A 14,814-nucleotide genomic window follows, 5' to 3' on the forward strand; every position below is an offset into this window, starting at 1 on the left:
TCCTGATTTGGCCGGGCAGCACGCCGGAATATTGGCGCAGCCTCATATCATCACGGCGGACTCAGGATTTGACCTGGCCCAGCCGGGTGAAGAAGTGCTGGCTCTTGCGCTGGTGAAAATGGCTCTTCTTGATGGGATGGAAGATGAGGTTGCTAGCCGGGTGGCTTGCCTTGAGCTGATGGATCATTGCCATGGCGGGCAATGAACAGCTGATCAGGGTGGTGAGCGGCAGGCTGTGAGTCGCTGGCCCCAGCAGCTGATTGAGCCCTTGCTGCGCCAGCTCGAAACGGGTCAGGGCTGCTGGCTCGGCATAGCCGCTGCCCAGCATGGTGAGCATGGCATCGAGGGCCTGATGGAACTCGGCCAGTTGCTGGCGAAAGCCGCTGCGGGCGCGCAGTGCAATCAATTCCTCGAAGGAGATTTCGCTCAGGTGAGTGGGCACTTGCAATGGTATCTCGAGGTGGAAGCAATCCTGGCCGCCCCGATTGTGGTAGCGGGATTCGAGCAGGTGCAGCAGCCTGTCCAGATAGTCGTGATCCGTGATGAGCGCCCCCTCATTGGCGAGTGCCCACTCACGGGCGAGGCGCATGGAGAGCAGATTGGCAAAGCGCCGCGCCATCTTGATCCCCCCCTCATCCTGGCTGGCAAAGCCGTGGGCGAGGCAAAAGCCGTGCAGCCGCTCGAGACCGGCCTGGGTCGGGCAGAAGCAGTCGTGATTGGCGCTTTGACGCCAGCGAGTGATGAGATCTCTGTTGCCAAATACCTTGTGGCGGACAAAGTCGGGCGCGACAAGACCGCCGAGCTGACTCTCCAGCTGAGGGGTGATATCTGCAAAGAAAGCTGGCTCGGGCCGCTCTGCCAGCAGGTCGGTTCGCTGCTCCAGCGTACTTAGCAAAGTGGTGAGGCCGCTTTTCTCACTGATGGTGAAGACGAAGGCGAGCCGCTCCAGATAGAGCAGGGCAAACTTGAGCCAGAGCTCGTCACGTACCTCCATGCCGGGGTAGTAGATATAAGTCTTCATCGGATCTTCTGTGTTGACGCATCTTGCCAGGGCGCAGGTTCGGGAATATACGCAAGATTGCCGCCGGGCCGCAAACATTGAGTGGGAGAATATGGGTGAACGCTCAGCCTGTAGGCGCTGGCAACAAAGTTCTGATATAATCCGCGCCCTTAAATCAAGGCCACCCGAGTTGAAACCATGAAGTTCATTATCAAGCTGTTCCCGGAAATCACCATCAAGAGCAAGTCAGTGCGCCAGCGCTTCACCAAGATGTTGCAGGGCAACATTCGCAACGTGTTGCGCCGCTTCGACGAAGACGCCCGCGTACGGATGGATTGGGACAAGCTGGTAGTGAGCTCCCGCAATGATCAGTTCCACGCCCAGTATCTGGAAACCCTGGCTTGTATCCCTGGCATCCAGTACTTCCTCGAAGTGAAACTGAGCAACTTCACCGACCTGCATGACATCTTCGAGCAGACCCGCGCCGTCTGGGGTGATCGCCTGAAAGGCAAGACCTTCTGCGTGCGTGCCCGCCGTGTCGGCAAGCACGATTTCAGCTCGCTAGAGCTGGAGCGTTATGTGGGTGGTGGCCTCAACCAGCATTGCGAAACGGCCGGCGTACGTCTGAAAAAGCCTGACATCCAGGTCAACCTGGAAGTGGAAAACGACGAGCTTTACATCATCAGCGCCGTTCACCATGGCATGGGCGGTTTCCCCATGGCGACCCAGGAAGACGTGCTGAGCCTGCTCTCCGGTGGCTTCGACTCGGGCGTGGCTTCCTACCAGTTCATCAAGCGTGGCTGCCGCGTGCACTATTGCTTCTTCAATCTCGGCGGCGCCGCCCACGAGATTGGGGTCAAGCAGGTAGCCTACTACCTGTGGAGCAAGTTTGGCGCCTCTCACAAGGTGCGCTTCACCGCCATCGACTTTGAACCCGTGGTCGCCGAGATCCTGGAAAAGGTGGATAACGGCCAGATGGGGGTAGTGCTCAAGCGCATGATGATGCGTGCCGCAGGCCAGGTGGCTGACTACTTCCAGATCCCGGCCCTGGTGACAGGGGAGTGCGTGGGTCAGGTCTCCAGCCAGACCCTCACCAACCTCAACGTCATCGATCGGGTGACCGACAAGGTGATCCTGCGCCCGCTCATCACCTGGGACAAGCCGGACATCATCAGCGAAGCCCGTCGTATCGGCACTCTGGAGTTTGCCGAGACAATGCCGGAGTATTGCGGCGTCATCTCCAAGAAGCCGACCATCAAGGCTGTGCTGTCCAACATCGAGGCGGAAGAGGCCAACTTCGACTTCGCCATCCTGGACAAGGTGGTGTCCGAGGCCCGTTACCTCGACATTCGCCGCATCGGTGAAGAGACCGCCGCCGAGGTTCAAGAGATAGAGACCACAGAAGTGCTGGCCGCTGACGAGGTGATCCTAGACATCCGTTCCGCCGACGAGCGCGACGAGAAACCTTTGGTGGTGGAAGGCCGTGACGTGCTGCACATCCCCTTCTTCAAGCTGGCCACCGCCTTTGGCGATCTGCCCAAAGAGCAGACCTATCTGCTCTACTGCGATCGCGGCGTGATGAGCAAGCTGCAGGCGCTCTACCTGAAAGAGAAGGGTTTTGACAACGTCAAGGTGTACCGCCCGTAATCAGAGGGTGACGTTTCGAATAAAAAATCCGGCCAATGAGCCGGATTTTTTATTTCACTGCGCATCACGCTCAGATGGCGTGTCAAGACAACGTGGGGATCAGGGGCAGGGGACAGGGGTAAAGGTTGACTCGCCCTGGCAACGCCAGCCCATCTCGGCCTGCTTCATCTGCCACAGGTTATTGCTGCGAAACAGGGTCAGGATATAAAGCATGTCACTCTTGTTGCCATCGAGGGCAACCGACAGCACCAGATCATTATCCAGTTGCTGTGCCTGGATGCGACTGGGTATGTCGCTATGGCCGACAAAACGCAGTGCCACTTCACGATAATCATTGACCCAGGTTTGCCGGGTCGTGCTTGCCTGACGGATCTGCTGGTTGAACTGCTGCACCGGGGTAGAAGCCAGTCGTCCAAACAGTACCTGTGCATCGGCGTGCGCCGTTGCCACATTCATCAGTAGCAGGGAAGTAATGAGCCCAAGTTTTTGCATGAGGGATTCCGGCTTACAACGACTGGATTCTATGACAACAGAAAAGCCCGCTTGGTTCAACGTAACGAGGCCGGGAGTGCGACATGCCCCCCGGCCCGAACATCAATGGCGTTGCAGCGAAAAGGTGGGCAGTGACAGGTGCCAGTAAATGGCAGCGACCCGCAGACCAAATACCCCCAGCATGCTGATCAGCATGGCGGTCACCCTGTCCACGTTGACCTCCAGTGCCAGGGTATAGAGGATGCCCCCCAGAATGCAGGCGGTGGCATAGATCTCCTTTTGCAGCACCATGGGCACCTCCCGTGCCAGCACATCGCGGATCATGCCGCCAGCCACACCCGTCATGGTCCCCATGATCACCGCTATCAGACCTGGGGTACCGAAGTTGAGTGCCTTCTGGGCACCGATCACGGTAAAGAGAGCCAGCCCGAAGGCATCTGCTACCGGCAACACATACCAGGGCATACGCTTGGGTAGCTTGACCATCCACATACCCACCAGCGCCGTGGCAATCACCACCCAGATATAGAGAGGGTCACGCACCCAGAACACAGGAGTGGCACCCAATATCATGTCGCGGATGGTGCCACCGCCGATGGCGGTTACCGCCGCCAGCACCATGACGCCGAAGGCATCCATCCTGAGCCGCCCTGCTACCAGCACTCCCGAAAACGCGAATACCGCAGTACCAAACATGTCGCTGATGTAAACAATCTGCTCAACCAGTGTCTGCATGGAGAACAACTCACGTCCAATTGTTGATGGGGTCGCGATTTTAGGGGGTGTGCAGGCTTCTGACCAATGATGGCCTGCAAAAATGAGAGCCAGCCCCAGTTTTTGCAAACGGGATGTGGGTGCACGGATAAGCGCTGACACCTTGCAGGTCAGGGCACTTGCTTTGCCATGGCCTTTGGCTTGTGCGGCATCCTTCTGATAAGGGGAACTTTTTGGATTTTTTCTCTTAAGTAAAGCGGGAATGTGCCGATAAATAGGGTAAGCGGCGTTAATGCGATGAAGCGTTAAAAATAATGCTAAAGACATCGAAAAAGAGGCCGTTAAATAAGACGCATCGGACAGGAAAGACAATAAAGTCCGAGCAAATTAGATAGTAAATTTAATAGCTTAGGAGAATGGTTATGGCACTTTATATCAATACGAACGTTTCATCGCTTAACGCCCAGCGTAACCTGATGAACACCAACAAATCTCTGGATACTTCTTACACCCGTCTGGCATCTGGTCTGCGCATCAACAGCGCAAAAGACGATGCGGCAGGTCTGCAAATATCCAACCGTTTGACCTCCCAGATCAATGGACTGGACCAGGGTAACCGTAACGCCAACGATGGCATTTCCGTTGCCCAGACCGCAGAAGGTGCCATGGAAGAAGTGACCTCCATGCTGCAACGGATGCGCACCCTTGCTCAGCAATCTGCCAATGGTTCCAACAACACCGATGACCGAACCGCTTTGCAGCAAGAGTACACTCAACTGATGACTGAAATCGACCGGGTGGCAAAAGATACCACCTTTGGTGGCCAGAACCTGCTCAGTGGTGGCTATGTGGGCTCCTTCCAGGTCGGCGCCGATGCAGGTCAGACCATCACCTTCAAGATGACATCTGCATTCACTATGAAGGGTATTGCATCAGCTACCAAGGGAAGCGCAACGGTTACAACCACCACCATTGGTGAGCCTTACACTATTGGCAAACAGACTACAGCAGTCGCTACAACCAGTGTTAGTAGTATTGAGAGCGCTAAAGAAGCTCAAACTGCAATGGCAAACTTGGATTACATGATCAAGGTGGTGGACAGTAAGCGTGCCGAGCTGGGGGCGGTACAGAACCGGTTCGACTCGACCATTCGCAACCAGGCGAACGTCTCTGAAAACGTCAGCGCTGCCCGCTCACGTATTCGTGATGCAGACTTTGCGACTGAAACGGCCAACCTGACCAAGCAAAACATTTTGCAGCAGGCGGCATCCACCATACTGTCACAGGCAAACCAGCGTCCCCAGTCTGCCCTCTCGCTGCTGCAGGGCTAACAAAAGAAAACAGGGCGGTTGTTCAGGCCGCCCTGGTCAAGAGATGGAACAAAGGGGTGTTCGGGTTTGCACTCTGTTCTATCGGGAGAGAATCAATTCTCTATATTAGTAATGCCAAGTGTTGTACAGCTGTTCAGTTCTGTCACTCTTGGTCGTATTCTCCTGAGCGTATGCTCATTTTAGGCCGGATTTTCCGGCCTCTTTTTATTGTGCCGTCAAATTGACGCCACTCCATCATAGCAAAGCACAAACCGTGCCAAAATCAACCTCTTCTGTGTGCATGTCGTCATGGTGCCTGACGTCACATGGCGAGTCTTCTGATGCCTGTGATTTGCCGCTTACCGGATAAAACTTGCCGCCTTCGGCAATTATTTTCCTAAAGCTTGTGTCCCTGCGGCCGTTAAATAAAGTGAAGCAATCGAGGGGTGTTCGGAATCCAACGTTTGCACTACTGCGGGTGGCCTGTTCGTTCAAACAGACACCCGCCAGAAGACACAGGATTGTTCAACCTGGTCTTCTAACGGTGGGACGTCGCTTTGTCGGCGCAACCCGCAGTCGCATGTTCTTCGGGAGAATATTTTTATGGCCATGTACATCAACACGAATACTTCATCACTGAACGCCCAGCGTAACCTGATGAACACCAACAAGTCCCTGGATACGTCCTATACCAGACTGGCATCCGGTCTGCGTATCAACACTGCCAAGGACGATGCAGCCGGTCTGCAGATCTCCAACCGTTTGACCTCACAAGTCAATGGACTGGATCAGGGTAACCGCAACGCCAACGATGGTATCTCGGTTGCACAAACCGCTGAAGGTGCCATGGATGAAGTCACCTCCATGTTGCAGCGTATGCGTACCCTGGCCCAGCAATCCGCCAACGGTTCTAACAACACTGACGACCGTACCGCATTGCAGCAAGAGTATGATCAACTGACGACTGAGATTAATCGCATCTCCAGCGATACCAGTTTTGGTGGCCAGAAGCTGCTGGATGGTTCTTACAAGGGCTCCTTCCAGGTGGGTGCCGATGCGGGTCAGACCATCACCTTCAAGATGACATCTGCATTTACTATGAAGGGTATTGCATCAGCTACCAAGGGAAGCGCAACGGTTACAACAACCACCGCTGGTGAGCCTTACACTATTGGCAAACAGACTACAGCAGTCGCTACAACCAGTGTTAGTAGTATTAAGACTGCTAAAGAAGCTCAAAATGCAATGGCCAACCTTGACTATATGATCAAGGCGGTTGACAGCAAGCGAGCAGAACTGGGTGCGGTGCAAAACCGGTTTGACTCGACCATTCGCAACCAGTCCAACGTCTCTGAAAACCTGAGTGCAGCACGCTCTCGTATTCGCGATGCGGACTTTGCGACTGAAACAGCCAACCTGACCAAGCAGAACATTCTGCAACAGGCTGCTTCCAGCATCCTGGCGCAAGCCAACCAAAGACCGCAGTCAGCCCTGTCACTGCTGGGTTAACAGGCAGTGATGAGATAGAATGGGGAGCGACGATATGGCCAATGACATTGGAATACCCTCATCGGTCACTCCTTCTTCTCTTCAGTCAAGTAGCAAGAGCGGCCAATCGGCCGCTCAAGTGCTATCTGGCACGACGGAAGAGCAGCGGGTGATGGCACAGGATGTGAAGAAGCAGCAAGAGGAGAAGGCGCAAGAGAAAGTCAGCAAACAGGAGATTTCTGAGGTTGATATTGAAAAGGAGGTCCAAAACTTGCAGGAGTTCAGTAAGTTGCAAGGATGGACTGTCAATTTCAGTGTCGAAAAGGATCTCGAGCAGGTCGTCATCAAGGTGATGGATGCCCATACCAAGTCGATGATCCGCCAGATCCCGAGCGAAGAGTTACTGGCCATCAGCAAACGGATCAAGGATCTGCGCGAAGGTGATGCGACCGGCGGAGGTTCCCGTGTCGGGCTGCTGCTCGATAACGAGATCTAATACGCAAGCATAACGAGGAGAGTGAGTATGACCACGATTACTTCTGCAGGTGCCGGCTCGGGACTTGATCTTGAGTCTGTGATTGCTGCCAGTGTGGATGCCAAAAAGGCACAACTGCTGCAGCCAATTACCACCAAGAAGACCAATGCTCAAATCACTCTCTCAGGTGTTGGGCAACTGAAATCAGCCATCGCTTCCTTTGTGACCACGCTCAAGGCGATGTCCAAGGACGATGCATTCAACAAACGCGCCATCAACATCACTCAGGACAAGGACAATCCCGTACTCAAGGTGGAGAGTAAAGCGGGTGCTTCCAACGGGCAGTACGACATCTCAGTCGAAAAATTGGCGAAGACCAGCAAGTTTGACGGTGTGTTCGACAAATCTACCGACCCTCTTATTACTCAGGATGGCGTCCTGACCTTCAAGGCCGGTGACAAGACTTTTGATGTGGATGTCAAGGCGGGGGATACGCTGCAGTCCATTCGCAAGCGTATCAATAATGACGGTGATAACTTTGGCCTCAGCGTCAATATAATGAACACGTCCGATGGCAAGTCCAAACTTGTCATTGATTCTGGTATCAGCGGTGCTGGCAAGGACTTGCAGATAACTGGCAATACCACTGAATTGACTGACAACTTCATCTCCAAACTGACTCAAACACAAGACGCTAGGGATGCCGAGATCACGGTGGACGGGAGCACACTGACCAGTGCAACCAATACCTTTGATGGTACGATTATCGGACTCAAGGTCACAGTGTTGAGAGAATCCGACAAAAATGCGGACAATACACTCAAGTCCAACAAGGTGGATGTAACCACCGACAAGGCTGGCATCAAGGACATGGTCAAGAGCTTCATCGATGGCTACAACACCTTGGTGAAGAAGAGCGGTGATCTTGGCAAGCGCAGTTCAATTGTGGCCGGGGTTAGTCAAAATGATGGGGGGGCCTTGGCTGGTGATGCCACCACGCGCGCCGTGATAAATATGATGAATGGGGGCATCACTGAGCCTTCCAAAAATTCCTCCACGTTTTCAAGCATCTTTCAGCTGGGTGTCAAGATGGACAACAAGGGGGTGCTCTCTCTTGACTCTACAAAATTCGACGAAGCAGTTGAAAAGAACTTCGATCAGGTAGTTGCGGTATTTGGCGGAAAAGATGGTGTAGCTGGCAAGTTAGCCGGGCAACTGGAAAATTACTCCAAAACCGGCGGCTTGCTTGCCAAACGGGAAGATAGCCTGAATTCGGATCTGCGTGATGTCAATCGCAAGCAGTTGGATGTTTCGGCCCAGCTGACCAAGTATGAAGAGACATTGCGTGCCCGTTACGGGAGCCTGGACAGCATGCTGGCCAAGATGAACAAGTCAGCCTCATATTTGAACCTGCTCAACACCAAGAACAGTAATTCATAGTCAGGATCGGTGTTTCTATGTATCGGAAAAATATCAAAGCCTATACCACCCAGAGTCTGCAATCCGAGCTGGCGGTGGCCGACCCTTATCGCGTCATTCAGCTACTGATGCAGGGATGTCTCGAGCGTCTTGCCCAGGCGCGTGGCGCGATTGAGCGTCGCGACTTTGAGCAAAAGTCCCAGTCCATTTCCAAAACGATGGCCATCATCAACGGCCTGCAGGACTCGCTGGATCTCTCTTATGGCAAGGTGCCCGAGGACCTGTTCGCGCTTTATGATTACATGAAGGCCCGGATGATGGATGCCAGCCGCGATATGGATATCAGTGCGGTTGACGAGGTGATTAATCTGATGCTGACTGTAAAAAGCGGGTGGGATGCGATCCCCGTCGAAGAGCGTGACAAGGCGCTGGCACAGCAGAAAGTAGGCAGGGCGGAATGAACTGCAGCCCTCTGGTCGAATTGATGGAAACTGGCAACCAGCTGTTGGTTCTGCTTGAGCAGCGCCAGATGCAGGCGGCTGACAAGCTGGTGGAGCCTTATCTCGGTGCGCTTGATGGTGTGTTTCAACACATTCCATCGGGTGCTGTGCTTGATGCGGAGCAGCGTCAGGCATTGCAGCAGTTTCAAGCCATCCATGAGTGGGTGGGAAAAGAGAAACATCTTGCAGAAGAGGAGTTGCTGCAGTTTTCCAAAGCGGGTCGCGCCTCTGATCTTTACAAGCTGAATGCAGGTTAGGCACATCATGGATTTTAATAAAAACATTGCCGATGTAGAAAATGAACTCTCTCGCCTAGAGCGGCAAAAAAAACAGGAAGCCGCCATGCTGGACGTGCTTCCTGTTCGTCATCAGCTCAATATGGCTGCTTTCGCAAAACACATGCCCGGCATTCATGATTATTTCAAAGATTATCAGCCTGTCCGGCCATTTCGTTTTTTCTGCAATGACAATGGTATTCCCAATATCTTGTGGCTTGATGATGGGGTGTCTCTTTATGGTGAGGATCCGTTTGCCGAGGTACAGGCACAGATAGCAGAAGTGATCGAGCAGAGTGTGTTGCAGTGCATCGATTTTATTCCTCAGTGGCATATCGATGGCCAGATCCACATAAAATTTAATAATGAAATATCCAAATTAAAAGAAAAGTCGGCCTTGGAAGGCTTGCGGTTGAACAGTGCCCTGCACTCCGATATTCCGTTGTCACTGATGTACGGGATCGGCTTGGGATACCAGCTGGGTTATCTCTATGAGCAGTGCAAGATCAGGAACCTGTTTGCCTTCGAGCCCGATCTCGATATGTTCTATGCCTCACTCTATTGTTTCGATTGGCATGAATTGTTCGAATATATGGAGCGTGAGTCACTTAGCTTGCATCTGTTCATCGGTGTTGACGAACAACTGCTGGCAGCGGATATGATGGAAGCCCTTCATCGCAAGGGGGCATTCTGGTCGGCTAGCTACTTCTCTTTTTGCCATTATCATTCTCCCAAGCTGCATGCGCTGATAAATCAGGTAGAGAGCGAGTTTTACCTGCTCAAAACGGGCTGGGGCTTCTTTGACGACAATATCTACGCGCTGGCTCACAGCCACAATCATCTGCAAGAGGGAACCCCGTTCCTGAAGCGGCAGCGTGATACATCGGCATTCAGCCAGGTGCCAGTGTTTGTTGTGGGCAATGGTCCTTCTCTGGATCAGAGCATTGACTTTATAAAGCAGCATCAGCAACAGGCTGTCATCATCGCCTGTGGTACGGCTGTCAGTGCGCTTCACAAGGCGGGTGTCAAGCCAGATATTTATGTGGCCGTAGAGCGTACCAAGAGTTCGGCAGATTTCCTGCGCATTCTTGATGCCGATGACTTTATCAAGGATACCGTCTTCCTGAGCGTCGATGTTATTCACCCCGAGTGCAAAGGATTCTTCCGCAAGACGGGATTGACGTTCAAACCCAATGAACCCATGTTTTCCATGCTGATCAGTGCCTTTGGTCAGGCATTTGAATATGACACCATTGAGTTTTCCAACCCGTTTGTGGGGAATACCGGACTCAACTATGCCGCTTTGCTGGGCTTCAAGCAGGTGTATCTATTCGGCATTGATAATGGCTACAAATCGGCAGGCAAACACCACTCCAGTTTGAGCTTGTATTACAACGACAAGAAAGAAGCCAAATATAACGAGAATCTGAAAGATACCTTCCCGGCACCAGGCAATTTTGGTGGGGAGGTGCGCATCAATCATTTGTTTGGGCTCGCCATCCATAATATGGAGCGAGTGCTGAATAATTATCCTGATTTGCGCTGCATCAACAGCAGTGATGGAGCCTATATCGAGGGCGCCATACCTCAAGGTGTCGAATCCTTGCAGCCATCCTGGCCCGAACTGGATAAAGTACGATTGATGGATGAGGTGATGGATCGCTGCTTCCAGCCTTTCGACATGACCAGCATTGACTTCAATGCCGCGCTCAATGCATCGCTTTTCGATGAGCTGATAGATAAATTTCAAGCGGATTGGCAACAGGTGCCGCGTGAGCACAATGCCGTGTTGGCACTGATGCAACGACACCATGACTATCTTCTCTACTTGCTCATGAGCCGTGAATGCCATCTTTATCGTGTGATGATAGGCTCGATAAACTATTTCTATGCCAATATCATCAGCCTGATGATGGCCTTGGTAAATGCAGACTCTGAGGAGTTTGAAATAAAGCTGAAAGAAGCTGAATCAATACTCGGGCGCTTCTTTGAGGAGAGCAAGGTCATGTATGCAGATGCATTCCAGCGGCAGGACTCCACCTACTTTGCTGGGCTCAATGTGTTCAAACATACCTGACCAGCAGGTAATGCCTTTCAGTGACGAGAAGGTTTTCAGACACAACAAGACGCCGGCAGATGCCGGCGTCTCTGTTTTCAATATCGCTGTGTTAGTGCCAGTGGCTATTTTGCTTGCACGCGAGCGATGGCATTGCATACCTGCTCCACGGCATTGAGCGCCCTCGGGGTGAAGCGGTGCAGTTCATCCGAGTTGATGAGTTGCAATCGTTGATGTTTGACCGCATCGACCATGGGCCATTGTTGCCAGTGACGTAAAGCGTCAGGATCCTGGCTACCAGCCAGAATGAGCGCAGGGTCAGACTTGATCACCTGCTCCAAATTGACCTGAGGGTAAGGGATTCTGGCGCCAGCCATCAGGTTCTCTGCACCGCACAGTTCGATGGCCTGGGCTGGCCACGCCGAGCCGCTGACGCTGGTCAGGGGCGGATACCAGAGCTGATAAAACACCTTGATATGGTTGGGCTGACCATAACGTTGCTTGAGCGCCGCCAGTCTGGCAAGGTAGGCCTCGGCCTGAGTGTTCGCTGTCTGCTCCAGGTCCAGCAGTGCTCCCAGCGCCCGAATTTCGGTGGCCAGGGAAGCAAAATCCGTGGGCTCAGAGTAGAACACAGGGATCCCCAGCTGTTCGACAGGTGCCAGCATACGGGATTGGGCAGAGCGCCAGGCCACCACCAGATCCGGTTTCTGGGCCAGCAGGGCTTCGAGGTTGATGCTGCGGTAGTTGGCCACGTGCGGGCGATCGTTCACTTCTGGCGGAAAATCCGATGCATCATCGGTGGCGACGATGCGATCGCCTGCCCCAACGAGGAACAACAGCTCGGTCAGATGGGGGGTCAGACTGACGATGCGCATCGGTGTTGCAGCCTGCAGCGTCAGCGAACAGCAGAGCAGGCAAAGCAGGGCGAAATAGTTAGCCATGGAGCTGCTCCAGCACTGTGAGCATTGTGGCCAGTGCGAGCCAACCCCAGCCAATCAGTTGCAACCGGTTGAGTACGCGTAGCGCAGTGGCGGCTGCCGGGTCGCTGGGTGCATCAAATACCGGGAAGCGGAACAGGGTGCCCTGATAATAGCGGGGGCCACCCAGCCGGATGCCAAGCGAGCTGGATAGCTGGGCGAGCAAGATGCCCATGGCGGGGTAGGGCCACTGAATGGCAGTGCGCATCCTGGCGCCTAGCTGGCGCACTTGAGTCAGGCACAGGGGCAGTGCCAGCAGCAGTATGGTTGGGGTGCAGAGGGCCTGATAAAGCACGGCGGCGGCGCGGCCGAAATGGCTGAATGCCACCTGTTTTGGGCTCCAGCCCTGATCCATCAATTGAGCGAGTCTCCACAGCAGGGCGCCCTGAACGCCTGCCAGTGCAAACCCGAGCAAGGGGCCCGCCCATTGCCCTACCAGGCGCAGTGCGCAGGTCTCACTGACGGCCTTGGCAATCCCCATCACGGAGAGCTTGCCGGCATCGCGCCTGAGCCAGGGCGCTGCCTGCAGGCGGGCAACGACCAGCGTCTCCTGGCTTGCCAGGGAACGGGTTGCCTTGGCCAGCTCACGCAATGGACGGGACTCTATCATCAGCAACAGAAACAACAGATCAAACAGCGGCTCGGAGAGGGAGAGGTTGCGCACAGCCCAGAGTCCGGCGGCGCATGGCAGCCAGACGACCAGCAGGGCCAGCAGACCGGCTTGGAATTGCTGCCTGGACGCGCCATCGGGGCGGTGAACCTTGTGGCCCAGGCGGGTCAGCAGGGGCACCAGGGCAGAGAGTCTGAACTGGGCAGGCCAGGGCAGTATGGCTTCCAGCAGCGCGGCCCCGAGCAAAATGGCCGCCGGGGTGGCGGCCATGTGTTCCAGTGTGGCGAGGTCGATCACAGCTTGCCGAGCATCTTGATGATCATCTCGGCGGAATGCTGGCCCGCCACCTCGATGAAGGCATCGAAGGATTCAACCTGTTCCTTGCCGGCGATGTCCGACATGGCGCGCACCACCAGATAGGGCACCTTGAACATATGGCACACCTGGCCGATGGCGGCCCCTTCCATTTCGACCGCCAGCATCTGCGGGAAATCAGCACGGGCCTTGGCGATGGCGTCTGGTTTGCACATGAACTGATCACCGGTGCAGATGAGGCCAACTTTGGTTTGATGCTTGCCTTGCTCGGCGATGCAATCCTCTGCCACCGCGATCAGTTTCTCATCGCAGGGGAAGGCTGCGGGTTGCTGTGCCATCTGGCCCATCTCATAACCAAAGGCGGTCACGTCCACATCGTGAAAGCGCATCTCATCGGCGATGACCACATCACCGATGTGCAGATCCTGAGCGAAGCCGCCAGCTGAGCCTGTGTTGATGACACAATCCGGGGCAAATTTCTCCAGCAGCAGGCTGGTGGCGACACTGGCGGCGACCTTACCGATGCCGGAGCGAGTCAGGATCACCTCTTTGCCTGCCAGCTTGCCTTGATAGAATTCGCAGCCGCCCAGTTGCAGCGTGGTTGGCTCGTTCATCTGGCTGCGCAGCAGGGCCACTTCCTGTTCCATGGCGCCGATAATACCTACTTTCATCACTCACCTCGTCTCGATGGCCGCACGGCCGAATAAGTTGTTGTGGATCATAACAAAAGTTGGTGATGGCGCCGAGCATTCAGATGATGCGGGGAAAGATACGCTAGCGGTAATGCTCGACCAGGCTGGCCAGTTCCCCGCTGTTGGCGACTTGTTGCAGCGTGTTGGCAAACAGGCCAAGCCGCTCGGGCGAAGTCTGCTGGTAAAACAGGATATAAAAGGGCGTTTCCTCCATGACGGTCGGGAGTATGCGGATCTGGCTGGCGAGGTTGTGTTGGCGGATATCGAATTCAAAACCCGGTGAGCGGTAATAGACGAAACGTCCCCGTTTCATCAGCAGCTTGTGGTAATTGGCGGAGCTGCTGATCCCGCCGCTATCTATGATGAGACCGCCTATGGTTTGCAGCCGCGCTATGGCGCCGCTGCCATGGTTGATCAGGATGGTGCCCTCCTTGCCGAGTGCTCTGACATCATCCCAGCCCTTGACCTCGACAGTGTCGTCGCTGCGCACCGCCAGGTGGTAGCGCACGGTAAACACAGGTGGTTGCAGATAGATAAACTGATGCCGACGCGCCGGGTTGTCGCCGACACCACAGATAAAATCGAGCTGGCCATGCAGCACGCTCTTTTCCAACCGCCTTAGCGGCAGGAAGGCTTGATCGCCCTGGATGCGCAGGGCGGGCTCTCGCTGCTCCATGAGGCGAAACAGGTCGACGCAAATGCCGCCGATCCGGCCATCCGGATTTCCAATGTACTTGGGCGCCGATTCCGGTTGCGCCGCCGTGTGATAAACCTCGGGGGAACTGGCTGCCCAGAGTGCAGGGGCAAGCAGGCAAAGCAGTGAGGCCACCCAGGATCTCATGTC

Annotated in this window: 15 protein-coding genes; 8 read left to right on the plus strand and 7 right to left on the minus strand. The window is 54.5% G+C overall.

Annotated elements, in window-relative coordinates:
* Nucleotides 1–61 precede the first annotated feature (61 nt).
* On the minus strand, nucleotides 62–1,021 hold the full coding sequence (locus OKC28_RS02415) for a hypothetical protein (protein ID WP_021138551.1): 960 nt from the start codon (nucleotides 1,019–1,021) through the stop codon (nucleotides 62–64).
* Nucleotides 1,022–1,198: 177 nt separating this feature from the next.
* Between OKC28_RS02415 and thiI the strand changes: the two genes are divergently transcribed.
* Nucleotides 1,199–2,647: a tRNA uracil 4-sulfurtransferase ThiI gene (gene thiI / locus OKC28_RS02420; RefSeq protein WP_005310296.1), complete on the plus strand. Its 1,449-nt coding sequence runs from the start codon at nucleotides 1,199–1,201 to the stop codon at nucleotides 2,645–2,647.
* A 99-nt stretch (nucleotides 2,648–2,746) separates the two neighbouring features.
* On the opposite strand, the gene OKC28_RS02425 is transcribed toward thiI, so the two are convergent.
* Both OKC28_RS02425 and OKC28_RS02430 read right to left on the minus strand, forming a co-directional pair.
* A complete protein-coding gene (locus OKC28_RS02425) occupies nucleotides 2,747–3,139 on the minus strand; it encodes a hypothetical protein (RefSeq protein WP_005310298.1) in 393 nt (130 codons plus the stop codon).
* A 102-nt stretch (nucleotides 3,140–3,241) separates the two neighbouring features.
* Nucleotides 3,242–3,874 (minus strand): trimeric intracellular cation channel family protein, encoded by a 633-nt coding sequence (locus tag OKC28_RS02430; protein ID WP_005310300.1) that lies wholly within the window; start codon nucleotides 3,872–3,874, stop codon nucleotides 3,242–3,244.
* Nucleotides 3,875–4,275: 401 nt separating this feature from the next.
* Between OKC28_RS02430 and flaA the strand changes: the two genes are divergently transcribed.
* From flaA to OKC28_RS02465, 7 genes are all read left to right on the plus strand, one after another.
* Entirely contained in the window at nucleotides 4,276–5,184 is a 909-nt protein-coding gene (gene flaA, locus OKC28_RS02435) for a flagellin A (protein WP_059114231.1), read from the plus strand.
* A gap of 582 nt (nucleotides 5,185–5,766) precedes the next feature.
* Entirely contained in the window at nucleotides 5,767–6,672 is a 906-nt protein-coding gene (gene flaB / locus OKC28_RS02440) for a flagellin B (RefSeq protein WP_270687106.1), read from the plus strand.
* 34 nt (nucleotides 6,673–6,706) lie between these two features.
* Entirely contained in the window at nucleotides 6,707–7,147 is a 441-nt protein-coding gene (locus OKC28_RS02445; RefSeq protein WP_265432905.1) for a flagellar protein FlaG, read from the plus strand.
* Nucleotides 7,148–7,174: 27 nt separating this feature from the next.
* Nucleotides 7,175–8,566, plus strand: a complete 1,392-nt coding sequence (gene fliD / locus OKC28_RS02450; RefSeq protein ID WP_265456765.1) for a flagellar filament capping protein FliD — start codon at nucleotides 7,175–7,177, stop codon at nucleotides 8,564–8,566.
* A 17-nt stretch (nucleotides 8,567–8,583) separates the two neighbouring features.
* Nucleotides 8,584–9,006: a flagellar export chaperone FliS gene (gene fliS, locus OKC28_RS02455; protein WP_265432907.1), complete on the plus strand. Its 423-nt coding sequence runs from the start codon at nucleotides 8,584–8,586 to the stop codon at nucleotides 9,004–9,006.
* Nucleotides 9,007–9,029: 23 nt separating this feature from the next.
* A complete protein-coding gene (locus tag OKC28_RS02460) occupies nucleotides 9,030–9,302 on the plus strand; it encodes a hypothetical protein (RefSeq protein WP_238583089.1) in 273 nt (90 codons plus the stop codon).
* A gap of 7 nt (nucleotides 9,303–9,309) precedes the next feature.
* Entirely contained in the window at nucleotides 9,310–11,397 is a 2,088-nt protein-coding gene (locus tag OKC28_RS02465; protein ID WP_265456767.1) for a motility associated factor glycosyltransferase family protein, read from the plus strand.
* A 104-nt stretch (nucleotides 11,398–11,501) separates the two neighbouring features.
* On the opposite strand, the gene OKC28_RS02470 is transcribed toward OKC28_RS02465, so the two are convergent.
* The 4 genes from OKC28_RS02470 to OKC28_RS02485 all read right to left on the minus strand — a co-directional run bounded on the left by OKC28_RS02470 (nucleotide 11,502) and on the right by OKC28_RS02485 (nucleotide 14,811).
* Entirely contained in the window at nucleotides 11,502–12,317 is an 816-nt protein-coding gene (locus OKC28_RS02470; RefSeq protein ID WP_265456769.1) for a cobalamin-binding protein, read from the minus strand.
* A complete protein-coding gene (locus OKC28_RS02475) occupies nucleotides 12,310–13,260 on the minus strand; it encodes a cobalamin biosynthesis protein CobD/CbiB (protein ID WP_265456771.1) in 951 nt (316 codons plus the stop codon). The genes OKC28_RS02470 and OKC28_RS02475 overlap by 8 nt, the downstream gene beginning before the upstream one ends.
* Nucleotides 13,257–13,949 carry a 5'-methylthioadenosine/S-adenosylhomocysteine nucleosidase gene (gene mtnN, locus OKC28_RS02480; protein ID WP_021138563.1) on the minus strand — a complete coding sequence of 231 codons (693 nt, stop codon included), beginning with the start codon at nucleotides 13,947–13,949 and terminating at the stop codon, nucleotides 13,257–13,259. Before mtnN ends, OKC28_RS02475 begins: the two co-directional genes overlap by 4 nt.
* 103 nt (nucleotides 13,950–14,052) lie before the next feature.
* On the minus strand, nucleotides 14,053–14,811 hold the full coding sequence (locus tag OKC28_RS02485) for a substrate-binding periplasmic protein (RefSeq protein WP_021138564.1): 759 nt from the start codon (nucleotides 14,809–14,811) through the stop codon (nucleotides 14,053–14,055).
* Between the last annotated feature and the right edge of the window lie 3 nt (nucleotides 14,812–14,814).

Source organism: Aeromonas sp. D3, assembly GCF_027705025.1.
GTDB lineage: Bacteria > Pseudomonadota > Gammaproteobacteria > Enterobacterales > Aeromonadaceae > Aeromonas > Aeromonas salmonicida.